Annotated in this window: 11 protein-coding genes; 5 read left to right on the top strand and 6 right to left on the bottom strand. The window is 63.1% G+C overall.

Annotated features, from left to right (window positions below; translation table 11 throughout):
* Positions 1–3 precede the first annotated feature (3 nt).
* Together XH91_RS22085 and rhaI are read left to right on the top strand one after the other, a co-directional pair.
* Complete coding sequence (locus XH91_RS22085; protein WP_128952520.1) at positions 4–2,100, top strand: bifunctional rhamnulose-1-phosphate aldolase/short-chain dehydrogenase; 2,097 nt, start codon at positions 4–6, stop codon at positions 2,098–2,100.
* A complete protein-coding gene (rhaI, locus tag XH91_RS22080; RefSeq protein ID WP_128952519.1) occupies positions 2,097–3,395 on the top strand; it encodes an L-rhamnose catabolism isomerase in 1,299 nt (432 codons plus the stop codon). Before XH91_RS22085 ends, rhaI begins: the two co-directional genes overlap by 4 nt.
* A gap of 210 nt (positions 3,396–3,605) precedes the next feature.
* Here the strand turns inward: rhaI and XH91_RS22075 are convergent, their stop codons facing one another.
* The 4 genes from XH91_RS22075 to XH91_RS22060 form a co-directional block, all read right to left on the bottom strand.
* A complete protein-coding gene (locus XH91_RS22075) occupies positions 3,606–6,146 on the bottom strand; it encodes a branched-chain amino acid ABC transporter ATP-binding protein/permease (protein ID WP_128952517.1) in 2,541 nt (846 codons plus the stop codon).
* Positions 6,143–7,018 carry a branched-chain amino acid ABC transporter permease gene (locus tag XH91_RS22070; protein WP_128952516.1) on the bottom strand — a complete coding sequence of 292 codons (876 nt, stop codon included), beginning with the start codon at positions 7,016–7,018 and terminating at the stop codon, positions 6,143–6,145. The genes XH91_RS22075 and XH91_RS22070 overlap by 4 nt, the downstream gene beginning before the upstream one ends.
* A 27-nt stretch (positions 7,019–7,045) precedes the next feature.
* Positions 7,046–8,290, bottom strand: a complete 1,245-nt coding sequence (locus XH91_RS22065) for an ABC transporter substrate-binding protein (RefSeq protein ID WP_128952515.1) — start codon at positions 8,288–8,290, stop codon at positions 7,046–7,048.
* 141 nt (positions 8,291–8,431) lie between these two features.
* Positions 8,432–9,343: an IclR family transcriptional regulator gene (locus XH91_RS22060; protein WP_128952514.1), complete on the bottom strand. Its 912-nt coding sequence runs from the start codon at positions 9,341–9,343 to the stop codon at positions 8,432–8,434.
* Between the two features lie 227 nt (positions 9,344–9,570).
* Here XH91_RS22060 and XH91_RS22055 point away from each other — a divergent pair, with 227 nt between their 5' ends.
* Genes XH91_RS22055 through XH91_RS22045 form a run of 3 tightly spaced genes read left to right on the top strand, consistent with a single transcriptional unit; the run spans position 9,571 to position 12,516 of the window.
* Positions 9,571–11,370 carry a thiamine pyrophosphate-binding protein gene (locus XH91_RS22055; protein WP_128952513.1) on the top strand — a complete coding sequence of 600 codons (1,800 nt, stop codon included), beginning with the start codon at positions 9,571–9,573 and terminating at the stop codon, positions 11,368–11,370.
* A 46-nt stretch (positions 11,371–11,416) separates the two neighbouring features.
* Complete coding sequence (locus tag XH91_RS22050; protein WP_128952511.1) at positions 11,417–12,121, top strand: SDR family oxidoreductase; 705 nt, start codon at positions 11,417–11,419, stop codon at positions 12,119–12,121.
* A gap of 11 nt (positions 12,122–12,132) precedes the next feature.
* Positions 12,133–12,516, top strand: coding sequence for a cupin domain-containing protein (locus XH91_RS22045; RefSeq protein ID WP_128952510.1), 384 nt, complete (start codon positions 12,133–12,135; stop codon positions 12,514–12,516).
* 52 nt (positions 12,517–12,568) lie between these two features.
* Here XH91_RS22045 and XH91_RS22040 read toward each other — a convergent pair whose 3' ends face one another.
* Together XH91_RS22040 and XH91_RS22035 are read right to left on the bottom strand one after the other, a co-directional pair.
* Positions 12,569–13,444, bottom strand: coding sequence for a polysaccharide deacetylase family protein (locus XH91_RS22040; protein WP_128952509.1), 876 nt, complete (start codon positions 13,442–13,444; stop codon positions 12,569–12,571).
* A 4-nt stretch (positions 13,445–13,448) separates the two neighbouring features.
* Complete coding sequence (locus XH91_RS22035) at positions 13,449–14,555, bottom strand: LLM class flavin-dependent oxidoreductase (protein WP_128952508.1); 1,107 nt, start codon at positions 14,553–14,555, stop codon at positions 13,449–13,451.
* Positions 14,556–14,571 lie beyond the last annotated feature (16 nt).

Raw genomic sequence — 14,571 nt, 5'->3', positions numbered from 1 at the left:
GTCATGAGCGAGGTTGCGGCCACGTCCCTGCCAAATCTATGGGACGACGCGCGCGCCGCCGGGCTCGATGAAGCCGGTCAATTGCTGTACCGGTCGAACCTGCTCGGGGCCGATCTGCGCATCACCAATTTCGGCGGCGGCAACACCTCGGCCAAGATCGAGATGAAGGATCCGCTGACGCGCGAGAACGTGCGTGTGCTCTGGGTTAAAGGCTCCGGCGGCGACATCGGCTCGATGAAGCGCGACGGCTTTTCAACGCTGTATCTGGACAAGCTCGAAGGCCTGAAAGGCCTCTACCGCGGCCTCGCCCACGAGGATGAGATGGTCGCCCTGTTCAATCACTGCACCTTCGATCTCAATCCGCGCGCGACGTCGATCGATACGCCCTTGCACGCCTTTGTGCCGCATCGGCATGTCGATCATGTCCATGCCGATGCGGTCATCGCCATTGCCGCCTCTGAAGATGCCGAGCGTCTGACCCGCGAGGTCTTTGGCGGCAAGCTCGGCTTCCTGCCGTGGCAGCGGCCCGGCTTCGATCTCGGCCTGAAGCTCGGCGAGATGGCCGCGCGCCATCCCGACTATGTCGGTGTGGTCCTCGGCGGCCACGGACTTTTCACCTGGGCGGAGACGTCGAAAGCCTGTTACGAGATGACCTTGCGCGTGATTCAGCAGGCCGCCGATTGGCTTGCCGCACATGAGCAGAAGCCGGCCTTCGGCGGCGCCAAAGTCCAGACGGCCGCACCGGAGAGGCGCCGCGCCATCGCGGCCAGGCTGATGCCGCTGATCCGTGGCAAGATCTCCGCGGATGAGCGCAAGATCGGCCATTTCACCGATGCGCCTGAAGTGCTGGAGTTCGTCAACTCCAGCGCACTGACGAAGCTGGCGCCGCTCGGCACCTCCTGTCCGGATCATTTTCTTCGCACCAAGATCCGCCCGCTACTGCTGCCTTACGATCCCGGGCGCGACAATCTCGACGAGGTCATCGCCGGCCTTGACGAGGTTCTCGCAGCTTACCGGCGCGATTACGCCTCCTATTACGAGCGCTGCAAGCATCCCAATTCGCCGGCCATGCGCGACCCCAACGCGGTCGTGTATCTCGTGCCGGGGGTAGGCATGTTGACCTTCGCCAAGGACAAGGCGACGGCGCGGGTTGCGGCTGAGTTTTACGTCAACGCCATCAATGTCATGCGCGGCGCCTCGGGCGTCAGCGCCTATGTCGGCCTTGCCGAGCAGGAAGCGTTTGATATCGAATACTGGCTGCTGGAAGAAGCCAAGCTCCAGCGCATGCCCAAGCCGAAATCGCTCGCCGGGCGGATTGCCTATGTGACCGGCGGTGCCGGGGGGATTGGCGGGGCAACCGCGCTGCGGCTGCTCGGTGAAGGCGCCTGCCTCGTCGTTGCCGATATCGACGAGAAGGCTCTCAGCGAGCGCGTCGCCGCGATAACGAAGCGCCATGGCCGGGATGCTGCGATCGGCGTGAAGCTCGATGTGACCGACGAGGCGGCGGTGGTCGCCTCGTTCGAAGAAGCCGCGCGCGCCTTTGGCGGCGTCGACATCGTCGTCTCGAATGCCGGGATCGCATCGGCCTCACCGGTCGAGGACACGAGTCTTGGGCTCTGGCAGAAGAACATGGACATTCTCGCCACGGGTTATTTCCTGGTTTCGCGCGAAGCGTTCCGGCTCATGCAGCGCCAGAACATGGGTGGTGCCATCATCTTCGTGGCCTCGAAGAACGGCCTTGCTGCTTCGGCTGGCGCCTCGGCCTATTGCGCCGCCAAGGCGTCCGAGATCCATCTCGCCCGGTGCCTGGCGCTGGAAGGTGCGGCGCAAGGCATCCGCGTCAATACGGTCAATCCGGACGCGGTGCTGCGCGGCTCCAAGATCTGGGAGGGCGAATGGCGCCAGCAGCGCGCGGCGTCCAACAAGGTTGCCGAAGATCAGCTCGAGGAAGTCTACCGCCAGCGCTCGATGCTCAAATTGTCGGTTTTTCCCGAGGACATCGCCGAGGGCGTCTACTTTTTTGCGTCCGACCTTTCGGCCAAGTCGACCGGCAACATTCTCAATATCGATGCCGGCAACGCCCAGGCCTTCACGCGATGAGCGCGAAGTACTCCATCAGCGCGGACTTCATCGCCGAGCAAAATGAGCGGCTCGAAGCCGCGATCAACGAAGATTATGACGCCCTGAAGCGCGCGCTGGGGCGGCACGGCATCGATGCGGACGTTCTGGTGCAGAAGGTCATGGCCTTCGGCGTCGCCATTCCGACCTGGGGCGTGGGCACGGGGGGAACGCGATTTGCCCGTTTTCCGGGGCCGGGCGAGCCGCGCAATGTGGTCGAGAAGGTCGACGATTGCGCGGTGATCCAGCAATTGGCGCGGTCGACCCCGACGATCTCGCCGCACTTTCCGTGGGACAAGGTCGACGACTATGCCGCCTTGCGCGAACAGGCTGCAAGTCACGGTCTGGCCTTCGACGCCGTCAACTCGAACACCTTCCAGGATCAGCCGGGGCAGGAACATTCGTACAAGTTCGGTTCGCTGTCGCATACCGATGCACGGGTGCGTGCGCAGGCCATCGCCCACAACGTCGAATGCATCGAGATCGGCCGCAAGCTCGGCTCGAAGGCGCTGACCGTCTGGATCGCCGATGGCTCGAACTTTGCCGGCCAGTCGAATTTAACCAAGGCGCTCGACCGCTACATCGATGCGATGCGCGAGATCGTCGCGGCACTGCCTGCCGACTGGAGGTTGTTCCTCGAGCACAAGCTTTACGAGCCGGCGTTCTACTCGACCGTGATCTCGGATTGGGGTACGAGTTTTGCGGTCGCGCAGGAACTCGGACCCAAGGCGCATTGCCTTGTCGACCTTGGCCATCATGCGCCGAACGTAAACATCGAGCAGGTCGTGGCTCGGCTCGTTCGCTTCAACAAACTCGCCGGCTTTCACTTCAATGATTCAAAATATGGCGATGACGATCTCGACAGTGGTTCCGTCGAGCCGTTCCGGCTGTTTCTCGTCTTCAACGAGCTGATCGACGCCGAGCGTCGCAAGTTGGAAGGCTTCGCGCCCGCTTATATGATCGACCAGTCGCACAACGTGACCGATCCGATCGAGAGCCTGATGCAATCGGCGATCGAGTTGCAGCGCGCTTATGCGCAGGCTTTGATCGTCGATCGCGCGGCGCTCGAAGCGGCACAAGAGGCCAATGATGCGCTCGGTGCGCATCTCGAACTGAAGCGTGCCTTCACCACCGACGTCTCGCCGCTCCTCGCCGTGGCCCGCATGCGAGCCGGCGGGGCGATCGCACCAATTGCTGCCTATCGTGCGTCCGGCTACCGGGCGCGGAAGGCGAGCGAACGCCCCGCTGTCGGAGGGACTTCGGCGGGCATCGTCTAGGAACGTGATTTCTCGTTTTTAGGCCGCAAGCGCGCCCGGCGGGCGAACGCAAAGCAATGCGTGATCGACTTGCATTTCGCCGTTTCTAACGGGATCAAATCCGCCGATGATGGACTTGGCACCATCGACGAAAGCGCCGTCGAGAGATTACGTGAAGTCCGGTCGAATGTTGAGCCTGCCTTCGTATGCGCAGGCGACCTTGCGCTGTCATCACAGCCACAGGATTTGCTTGCGGTAGCTGAGATCGTTGAGCAACGCCGCGGCTGGACCCTGGTGGAATACCGCGCCGTGTTCCAGCGCGAAGACGTGGTCGGCTAATGCGAGCACCAGATCGAGATTGTGCTCGACGATCACGATCGACATCTGTCGGCGGAGCTCGTCGAACACTTTGAACAGCTCGAGCGTCACCGCAGGGGCCAGACCCTCGAATGGCTCGTCGAGCAGCAACAGGCGCACATTGCCGGACATGGCACGGGCGACGGCGACCATCTGCTGCTCGCCGCCAGAGAGGTAGTCGGCCGCGACGTTCATACGTTCCTTCAAGCGCGGGAAGTAATGCAGGATCTGCTCCTCGTCCCACACGACGCCGTCGCCGAGGTCGGTCTTGCGTGCGAGGCGGCCGAGCGCGAGGTTTTCACGCACGGTCATGCCGGCGAACAGTCCGCGGCCCTGAGGCACATAGCCGATGCCTCGGCGGGCGATGTCGGGTGCCGGTAACTTTGCGATGTCGGTGCCGCGATAGTCGATACGGCCTGACGCCGCCGGTACGAGGCCGGCGATAGTCTTCAGCAGCGTCGACTTGCCGGCGCCGTTGCGCCCGAGCAGTGCGACGATCTCGCCTTCGCGTACGTCGAGCATGGCGTCGTTGAGGACGTGGCTCTTGCCATAGAAAGTGTTAACTCGGTCGAGGCGCAGCACGGTCTCACGCTCGCCAATCGCCGCGCCAATGTGGCGGTGCTCGACAGCGGGGATGCCCTTGCCGGTATAGATCTCCTGCACGCGCAGATCGGCCCGTACCACCTTGGGGCAGTCGGACATCAGGACCTCGCCCTGGTTCATCACGGTGACCACCTGCGAGAAGCCGAGCACGCGGTCGATGTCATGCTCGACGATCAGTACGGGAATGTTGGTTGCGATGTTTTTGACGAGGTTGGACACCCGCTCGCGCTCGGCGGCAGCAAGCCCCGCCAGTGGCTCGTCGAGCAGCAGGACCTGCGGCTTCGACCCAAGCGCGATGCCGAGATCGACCAGCCGCTGCCCGCCGTAAGAGAGCTCGCCGCCCTCGATCGCTTCGATGCCTTCGAGGCCAAGGAATTTGACCAGCGCGGCGGTCTCGGCGTGAATGTTCTTGTAGGTATCGATGTCGTTCCAGATGTTGAAACGCATGGGGCGCCGCGCTTGCAGCGATAGGCGGAGGTTCTCGTAGATCGAGAGCCCGCGGAAGAGATTTGTGATCTGAAACGAGCGCGCCAGTCCCTGGTGGCAGATCAGGTTCGCCGGCACGCCGGCGATGTCGCGGCCCTGCAGGCGGATGGTACCGCTGTCGGGCGCGTAGAGGCCAGAGACCAGATTGAACAGCGTGGTCTTGCCAGCGCCGTTCGGCCCGATCAGCGCGTGGATCTCGCCGGCCGCAACAGTCAGGCTCGCATTCTCGACCGCGCGGATGCCGCCGAATTTTCGAGAGACGCCGCTGACTTCCAGCACCATGCCCTTCAGTGCCTCGGGCCGCAGGAAGTCGGGTAACGGCAAGCCCTCATATATCTTGCGCCGGCTCATCGCGGCCGTCTCCGCCACGGGTGGACGCAGGCGCCGCATGATCAGCGAACCGATGCCGACGAGGCCACCGGGCGAATACATCACGAAGGCCACGAAGGTGACGCCAAACCAGAACAGCCAGTCCGATGTCCAGATCGAGAACAATTCCCTGAACAGAATGAAGAACACCGCGCCGAGCGCAGGTCCGAGCAGACTGCGCATGCCGCCGATCACGACCATGGCCAGCAGCTCGCCTGCAAACGGCACCGAGACCGCTTCGGCCGAGACGAGATAGTTCAGAAACGCGATCAGCGCACCGGCAAACCCGGTGACGACAGCGGAGATCACGAACACCGCGAGCTTGTAGCGCTCGACCGGATAGCCCTGAAAGCCTGCACGCAGCTGGTTCTCGCGGATCGCCACCAGCACATGACCGAACGGCGAGCGCACCAGGCGCATCAACACGTAGAGCACGGCGAGGCCGATCACCGCGACAACGATGTAATAGTTGAGCGCGCCGTCGAAGCTTATGCGGCCGACGCCGCCGCGCTTCAGCCCGCCAAGCCCATCCTCGCCGCCGGTGAGGCTCGTCCAGCGGAACGCGATGGTGTAGACGAGGGCTGCGAGCGCAAGCGTCAACAGCGAGAAATAGACGCCGCGCCGGCGCAGGATCAGCATGCCCGTCACGGTGGAAGAGATTGCGACGATGACCATCGATCCCAAAAGCGGCAGCCAGATCTGGTCCGGGAAGAAGCGCAATTGGATCAATCCGGCCGCATAGGCGCCGATGCCGAACCAGGCGCTGTGGCCGAAAGAGACGAGGCCGGTATAACCGATGCAGAGATTGAGCCCCATCGCCGCGATAGCGAGGCCAAGCATCCAGGTGCCGGTGTTGAGCGACAGTCCGAGCGCGCGCAGCAGGAAGGGCAGCGCGATGACGGCGACGATCGAGATCAATAGCGGCTTTAGCCGATCGATAGTCGAGGCATTGCTCATTCGAACTTCTCGATGCGTTCGCCGAGCAGGCCGCGCGGGCGCACCAGCAGCACCAGGAACATCAGGATGTAGATCGAGGCCTCGCCGGCGGCCGGTTCAAAATGAATGGCGATGCCGCGAACGACCCCCACGAGGAGGGCGGCGATGACAACGCCCCAGAAGCTGCCGAGCCCGCCGATGACGACCACGACGAAGGCGATGGTCATGATATCGGCCCCCATGGCCGGGTGGACAGTCGTGATTGGGGCAAAGAAGGCGCCGCCGAGTGCGGCAAGACCGACGCCGAGCATGACGATCGCGGTCATGTAGGGCTGCAGGCGAATGCCGAGCGCTGCGACCATGTCCGGCTGCTGAATGCCGGCGCGCACCACGCGTCCGAACGAAGTCTTGTGCAGCAGCAGCCAGACGCCTAGCAGGATCGCCGCGACGACGCCGAGGATAAGCAGACGATAGCGAGAAAACAGGAAGTCGCCCACGATAATCGAGCCGCGAAAGCTTTGCGGGATCTCGGTCGAGACGGGCGCTGCGCCCCAGATCATGCGGATCGCTTGCTCTGCGACCATCGCCAGCCCGAAGGTCACAAGCAGGCTGAGAATCGGGTCAGCCGTGTAGAAGCGGCGCAGGATGAAGCGCTCAAAAAGAATGCCGAGCAGCGCCACGACAAGCGGCGAGATCACAACGGATGGGCTGAAGCCCAAACGGCTCGTCAGCTCGACGCAGATGTACGCGCCGAGCGCGTAAAACGCACCATGTGCGAGGTTGACGATGCCGCCGACCGAGAAGATCAGCGACAGCCCGAGCGCGATGAGCAGGTAATAGCCTCCGAGCACGAGGCCATTCACCACCTGTTCCAGCAAGAACTCGAACTGCATGTTGCGTCCTTGCCGCGCGCCGGCGCGTCAGGCTTTCATTTCGCAGGGGTTCTGTTCCCTGGTCGGATAGATCGTCTCCAATGGATCGTTCGCGGCCGGCACGGCATCGCCCAGCACCAGCATGTCCCACTGGTCCTTCATCTGGTCTTTCGGCTTGACCGTGAACGGATAGGCCTCCTGCACCAGCTGGTGATCCCAGGTGCGGAAGTACGCCTTGCGTGCCTTGCCGATATCGAACTGCGCCTGTTTCTCGAAATAGGCGATCAGCTCGCCGCTATCGGTCGACTTGGTCGTGTTGATCGCTTCCGCCAGCAGCTTCAGCGTGATGTAGTCGATCCAGGCGTGGTTCTCAGGCGGCTTGCCGTGTGTCTTGGTGAAGGCCGCGACGAAGGCCTGCGAGGTCGGGCTTTGCAGCGTGTGATACCACACCGTCGGCCAGGTGCCGCTGAGATTGCCTGCACCCGCGGCCCAGGCATCGCCGGTATTGAGGTTGAAGCCGACGAGCGGATAGGGAAGGCCGAATTCGGCATACTGCTTGACGAGATTGGTCACCTGATTGCCCGCAAGATTGCAGCAGACCACGTCGGGCTTGGCCTGTCGGACCTTCAGAAGATACGGGCTGAAGTCGGTGACATCGGTCGCGATCAGCTCGTCGCCGATCAAATTGGCATCATGCGCGCCGAAGAAAATCTTGGCGGCCTTCAAGAGGTCATGACCGAAAATGTAATCGGCTGTCAGAGTGAAGAACTTCTTGCCCTTCACCATGCCCTGCTGCGACAGCGCGGTGCCGACCGCGTTCACCATCACGGTGTTCGGGATGTCGCAGTGAAACGAGTATTTGTTGCAGCTCTTGCCGCGTAGCGCGTCCGAACGCGCGCCGGTCGAGAAGAACACCTTCTTGTTGCGCTCGGCCACCTGCATGATGGTCAGCGCCGACGCCGACGAGATCTCACCGAGCAGTAGCACGGCGCCGTCCTGCTCAAGCATGCGCTGCGCCTTGGTCGCGGCGGTCGCCGGATTGATCGAATCCTCCGAGAGCAGGTCGATCTGCTTACCGAGGATGCCGCCGGAGGCGTTGACCTCGTCCGCCGCGAGCTTCGCGCCGAGTTGCGCGTAGCTGCCGATCACGCCGAGAAAGCCGGTAAGCGGCGTCAGGTGTCCAATCCTGATCTTCTCGGCCTGCGCGCTTACGATCGCGGGAAAACCGAGGGCGGCTGCGCCAGCGAAAGCTGCGCCGGCGCGTAACAAGGTCCGTCGTGGGTAGCGGATCATATCTGCCTCCTCCGGGTGCATCGCGCGCCTCCCTTCAAAGCCGGTATCCGGTATTGTGAGAGAGCTTTTTTTAATGCTGGATGATAATTGCGAGCGTCATCGCCCGTGTCAACCGGCAAAATGGCCGCTTTGGGCCGGTGCTCAGACTTTCTGCGTGAACGCCTTGTGCGCCCGGTCCTTGGCGCCGAATTCGGCCGACAGGCGGTCGGCGGCGGCCTGCACGACCTGTGCGCCCGCGTGAAGCGCCTGGTTGGACAGGCGCCAGATCGGGCCGGAAATGCCGAGCGCGCCGATCACCTGCCCGGTGAAATCGGTCACGGGCACGGCGACGCAACGCACTTCCGGATTGAACTCGCCGTCGTCGAAGGCAACACCCGTCCGCTGCACTTCCGCGATCTCGCGCATCAGCGCGCCTGCATCGCTGATGGATTTCGGTGTCGACGGTTTCAGTTCCACGCGATCGATGAAGCGCTTGAGCTGCTCGGGGCGGAGGGACGCCAGAATGATCTTGCCGAGCGCGGTGCAATGGGCTGGCCGCACCACGCCGACGCGGTCGGTCAGTTGGAAAGCGCCGGGGCCGCTGGTGCGGGCGATGACAACCACCGCATCCCCCATGCGCACGGCAAAATGGCCGCTTTCGCCGGTCTGGCGCGACAACTCTTCCAGTACGGGGGTTGCGACATTGACCATCTCGATCTCGTCGAGCGCGCTTGCCGCGAGTGCGAACAGGGGGCGGCCGATGCGGTAGCGCTTGTTGTCCTTCTCCTGGCGGAGGTAGCCAAGCGAGACCAGCGTCTTTGCGAGGTGAAACGTCGTCGAATTGTGTAGGCCAACCAACTTGCTGAGTTCCGCAAGCCCGATTCCCTCACGATGGCGTGCCACCTCTTCAAGGATCGAGAAAGCGCGCCCGAGCGACTGCACGCCTCCGCCGCGCTGCTTGTCGTCGGCTTCGTCGTCGCGGTCGGGCTTGGGAGCGGGGACCAGTTTGGCAATCGCGGCCTTGCGCGGGCTTGCAGGCTTCTCGCCGGTCGTTGGCTTGGTACGCGATCTCAAGGACTGGGCTCCCTCTGATGAATCGTCTCTGCTCCGTTCTTGCGACAGTAGCATGCAACGGTGGGGCCGTCGGCGCCGTGGCTCTGCCTTTCCTCAGAGGAAGTCTATCACAATATAAATTGACGTACAGCATTATGAGAAATAGGCTCTCAGCGGCCCCATGATGACCGGCCGCGTTCTCCGCATCGGTACACAAGAAGTCGACGGGCCGAGAGGGAGACCGGTTGATGTCGCGAAACATGCTCAATGGCGCTCAGGTCATTGTCGACTACCTGATCCAGGAAAAGGTGCCGCAGGTGTTCGGGCTCTGCGGCCACGGCAACATCCAGTTTATCGACGCGCTGTACGAGCGCTCTTCCGACATCAAGACGATCTCGGTGCACCACGAGAGCGTCGCCGGCTTCATGGCTGACGTCTATTACCGGGTCTCGGGCCGGCCGACCGCGACGTTCACCTCATGTGGCCCTGGCTCGGCGAATTTGCCGATCTCGCTGGCGAACGCTTTCCTCGATTCCGTGCCGTTCATGGCGATCACCGGCAACGTGCCGACCAGCCAGTTCAACCGCGGTGCGTTCCAGGAGATGTACCGGCACTATCAGGCGGACTTCCCCTCCACGGTGAGGACGATCTGCAAGAAGGTGTTTCAGCCGACCCGCGGCGAAATGGTGCCGCTTGCGGTGCGGCAGGCCTGGAAGACCATGGTAACAGGGCGGCCGGGGCCCGTCGTGGTCGACGTGCCGTTCGACGTCTTCATGGAGTCGGCAGCGGAAGAAGCCCCAAAAGCGATCGAGTGGAGCGCCAACATCTCCAGCCGCTGCGGCGCCGATCCGGAAGGCGTCGAGCAGGCGGTCGATATGCTGCTTGCGGCTGAGAGGCCGGTCATGCTGGTGGGGCAGGGCGTGCGCTATGGCGGCGCGGCGGAGGAGCTGCGCAAGCTCGCTGAGCGGCTTCAGATTCCGGTCGCGGCTTCGGCAAGCGGCCTCGGCGCTCTCGACGTCAATCATCCGCTCGCGCTCGGCCTCGTCGCCCGTGCCGGACATTACCAGGCCAACCACGCCGCGCGTCAGGCCGACGTCCTGCTTGCACTCGGCGTCCGCTTCGACGATCGCACCTCGAGCTCGTGGATCCCTGGCTACTCCTTCACGATCCCGCCGACGCGGTTGATCCACGTCGACATCGATCCCGAAGAGATCGGTCGCAACTATCCCGTTGCGCTCGGCCTGATGGCCGATGTCCGCACCTTCCTGCGGCAGGTGCATGCCGAACTCGATCGCCGCGACAATGTCTCCAGGAAGGCCGACGCCCGCAAAAAATGGCTGGCGCAGATCGACGGCTATCGCAAGGAATGGGACAAGTTCGTCGCGCCAGGCTTCTCCGACGACACCACGCCGATCAATCCGCAGCGCGCGGCTGTCGAGATCGACAAGGCCTTGCCGGACGATGCGATCCTCGTCTCCGACATCGGTGTGCACCACAATTGGCTGCTTGGATTCTGCAAGCCGAAGCGGCCGGATTCGCTGATCGGCTCGATGGGCTTTGGCCCGATGGGCTTCGGTGTCGCCGGTGTGATGGGCGCGAAGTTTGCAGCACCCGATCGCCCCTGCGTGTCCGTCTGCGGCGACGGTGCTTTCTTCATGCATGCCAACGTGCTGGGCACTGCGGTTGAGTACAATCTGCCCGTGGTTTGGGTGGTCTGGAATAACTACGCCTACGCCTCCATCCGCGGGCTTCAGCGTGGTTATCTCGGCGGGCGCGAGCTTGCGACCGACTTCAAGCATCCGCAGACCGGCGAGCGTTACAACCCGGACTTCGCGGCGATGGCGCGCTCCTGCGGCGTCGAAGGCGTGCGGGTCGATCGCGCTGCCGACATCGGCGACGCTATCCGCAAGGGTATCGCGGCCAACAGGCCGTATCTGATCGACGTGGACATCGCCGCCGACGTCAATCCGGCCGGGGCCGGCGTCTGGGAATTGCCGGGCCTCGGCCAGAGCAAGGCCGGCATCGGCACGCGCTTTCAGCCGGGCTGATCGCGCGGCCCGCAACCGTCAAACAACTATAGATCGGGAGATGGGAATGACGCTCGCAGGCAAGAAGGTCGTCGTGGTCGGCGGTTCCTCGGGGATAGGCCTCGCCACGGCGGAGCTTGCAAAATCAGAGGGCGCGGATGTCGTCATTGCTTCGCGCAGCGCCGCAAAACTCGATCCGGTCGCCGAGCGGTTGAAGGTGACGGCGATCCTGGCCGACGTCACCAGCGATCAGAGCGTGGGCGAGCTGTTCAAGCGCACCGGCCCTGTCGATCATGTCGTGCTGACGGCCGCTCAGCTTCGTACGGGACCGTTCAAGTCGGTCGCGATGGAGGACGTGCGCGCGACGATGGAAGGAAAATTCTGGGGTGCGTGGCGCGTCGCGCGCGAGGCCGGGATCCGGCCGGGTGGTTCCCTGACGCTGGTCACCGGCTTCCTCAGCGTCCGTCCGCGACCGAACTCTGCGATCATCAGTGCGGCCAATGGCGCACTGGAATCGCTGGCCCGGGCTTTGGCGCTCGAGCTCGCGCCGGTGCGTGTGAATGCGGTATCGCCCGGCGTAATCGACACGCCGATCCGGGCCGCGATGCCGGAAGCTGCGCGGAAAGAGATGCTGGCCAAGACGGCGGCCGCGCTGCCGGTCGGCCGCATCGGCATGGCCGAGGATATCGCTCAGCAGATCGTGAGCTTCATGAACAATGGGTTTGCCACGGGGGCGATCGTCTATATCGATGGCGGCGCGTTGGTGAATTAGGGAGCATGAGCATGGCCGAGGACAGCAACGGCGCCTTCATTCGCAATATCGCCGAGGTGCCCTGGCGCGAGTTCCCCAACCATTTTGGCAGGGCGCTGTCGAAGCCGCTGGTGATGCCGGAGACCGCAGGCTCGCGGCACATCGACTACCGTATCTCGATGTACCAGCCGATGGCCTATGTCGCGCGGCATCATCACAAGGTGCAGGAGCAAGTCTATCACGTGCTCGACGGCGAAGGCCTGATGGAGATCGCTGGCAAGAATCATGTCGTGCGCAAGCACGACGTGATCTTCCTGCCGCCCGGTGTCGAGCATGCGATCTCGAATTCGGGCCTCACGGACTTGGTATTTCTGGTGGTTACCTCGCCCGTTACCGACGGTGAGAGGCCCATCTGACACAGTAATGCATTTCCGGAACACGCACAGGCCCTTGCCAACTCGACTGGCGCTATGTCCTCGCCATCTCGCCGCGGTACCAGTCGCCGATTTCACTCGCGGTCATCAGGGCTACGCCATCATGGCAGATGACATGGTCGAGCAGCGCCTCCAGATATTTGATCCGGTGTGGGACGCCGGTGATGTAAGGATGGATCGAGATCGCCATCACCCGCGCATTGTCGGCGCCTTCGAGATAGAGGCGATCGAACTGGTCGGTGCAGCGCTTCAAAAACTGCTCGGAAGGCAAATGCTGTAGCGCGTGGATGACAATGTCGTTGGTCTCCACCGAATAGGGGATGGTGGTGATGGTGCCGTGGGGGGTGGCGATTTCCTGCGGCAGATCGTCGATCACCCAGTCCGCGACATATTCGATGCCGTTAAGGCGGAGCAGGTCGAGCGTTGCCTCGGTTTCCGTGAGGCCCGGGCTTTCCCATGAGCGCGGCGGCTTGCCGGAGAACTTGGCGATGGTGTCGACCGCACGCTTGATCGCGTCGGCCTGGTCGTCGAGCTTGTGCATCGGCCCCTGCAGGAAGCCATGGCCCATGAACTCGAAGCCTGCTTCCAGCGCGGCGGCGGCGACGCGGGGGTAGGAGTTGCAGACATTGCCGTTGATGGCGAGCGTTACGGGGATGTTGCGCTCGGTGAGCGCCTTGAATTGGCGCCAGAAGCCCGCGCGCATGCCGTATTCGTGCCAAGACCAGTTCGGCACGTCGGGCAAGAGCGGCTGCCCCATGGGTGGTGACAGCACAGTACGAGGCATGGCGTTTTCGATCCGCCATTCCTCGACATTGAGGATGACCCAGACGGCGAGCCGCTTGCCGCCGGGCAGCTTGAGTTTCGGGCGATCGATCTGCGCCAGATAGGGGATGCGATCGGTGATAGCCATCACGTCAACCCGCGGCGTCGTGGCTTCGGGCACAAACGGCGTTCACGCGCGGCATAACTTGCTCTGCCATCAGGATCATGGAGCGACGGCCGAGCTCGCGGTCGCGCCAGTCCTTGCCGGCGTAGAGGAGCGTGCCGAAGCTGCCGGCTTCTTCCTGGAAGGCCAGCAATTGATCGGCGACACTCTCTGGTGTGCCGTAGATGATGAGTTTTTCGCAGATGCTCTCCAGCGTCACTTCATCGTCGGGCTGGTCGCGCCGGGTCTTGAACAGCTCGATGCGCCCATTTCGCTTCAGCTTGGTGAAAAGCGAGCGATAGTAATAAACGTAAGGTCCGCCCGGATCGGTGGCATAAGCCTTGCCGGTCGCGGCATCCTTGGCGACGAAGACGCTCTTGGCCACACGCCAGTTGGCGGGATCGGCGGGACGGCCGACGCGCTCGCAACCCTCGACATATTTGGGCCAGTGGCTCTTCACCCAGGCCGGCATCAGGAAGTTGGCGGAAATCGGTTCCCAGCCGCGTGCGGCCGCCTCGGTGACGCCTTTGGAGAAGGGCGCGACGGCAGTGACCACGATCGGCGGATGCGGACGCTGCAGAGGCTTTGCGATAAAGCCCTGGCCGATGTCCTCGATCAGGGTTTTTTCGACCGAGATGTTCCAGTATTTCCCTGCGAGATTATAGGGTGGCTCGCTGCCCCAGATAGCCAGCACCTGGTTGATCGCCTCTAGAAACATCGCATTGCGATCGGCCTCGAGATTGCCGAACAGCTCGGCGTCCGACAGCAGGCCGCCCGGGCTGATGCCGAAGATCAGCCGGCCGTCAAGCATGTGGTCGAGCATTGCGACGGAGGCGGCGATTGCGGCTGGATGGCTGTTCGGCATGTTGATCGTGCCGGTGCCGAGCTTGATCTGCTTGGTGGCGGCGGCAAGCCAGGCGATGAAAGCGATGCAGGACGTGATGTTTTCGGCGCGATCGGTGACGTGCTCGCCGACATAGGCCTCCGAAAATCCGAGCTCATCGGCTAGCAGGAAGGCTTCCCGGTCCTCCCGCAAGGATTGCCGCCAATCCTTGTCCAGGGGATGGATCGGCATCGTGAAGAACCCGAGGTTCATGTTTCTGCGGCTCCCC

Source organism: Bradyrhizobium guangzhouense (genome assembly GCF_004114955.1).
Taxonomy (GTDB): domain Bacteria; phylum Pseudomonadota; class Alphaproteobacteria; order Rhizobiales; family Xanthobacteraceae; genus Bradyrhizobium; species Bradyrhizobium guangzhouense.
This window is presented reverse-complemented; position numbering and strand designations above follow the sequence as displayed.

What these genes read in the sequence shown, in the direction of transcription:
- XH91_RS22045 (WP_128952510.1), top strand. Translation starts at nt 12,133, where the DNA reads ATGGCCGAGGACAGCAACGGCGCCTTCATTCGCAATATCGCCGAGGTG.
- XH91_RS22085 (WP_128952520.1), top strand. Translation starts at nt 4, where the DNA reads ATGAGCGAGGTTGCGGCCACGTCCCTGCCAAATCTATGGGACGACGCG.
- rhaI (WP_128952519.1), top strand. Translation starts at nt 2,097, where the DNA reads ATGAGCGCGAAGTACTCCATCAGCGCGGACTTCATCGCCGAGCAAAAT.
- XH91_RS22055 (WP_128952513.1), top strand. Translation starts at nt 9,571, where the DNA reads ATGTCGCGAAACATGCTCAATGGCGCTCAGGTCATTGTCGACTACCTG.
- XH91_RS22075 (WP_128952517.1), bottom strand. Translation starts at nt 6,146, where the DNA reads ATGAGCAATGCCTCGACTATCGATCGGCTAAAGCCGCTATTGATCTCG.
- XH91_RS22070 (WP_128952516.1), bottom strand. Translation starts at nt 7,018, where the DNA reads ATGCAGTTCGAGTTCTTGCTGGAACAGGTGGTGAATGGCCTCGTGCTC.
- XH91_RS22035 (WP_128952508.1), bottom strand. Translation starts at nt 14,555, where the DNA reads ATGAACCTCGGGTTCTTCACGATGCCGATCCATCCCCTGGACAAGGAT.
- XH91_RS22065 (WP_128952515.1), bottom strand. Translation starts at nt 8,290, where the DNA reads ATGATCCGCTACCCACGACGGACCTTGTTACGCGCCGGCGCAGCTTTC.
- XH91_RS22050 (WP_128952511.1), top strand. Translation starts at nt 11,417, where the DNA reads ATGACGCTCGCAGGCAAGAAGGTCGTCGTGGTCGGCGGTTCCTCGGGG.
- XH91_RS22040 (WP_128952509.1), bottom strand. Translation starts at nt 13,444, where the DNA reads ATGGCTATCACCGATCGCATCCCCTATCTGGCGCAGATCGATCGCCCG.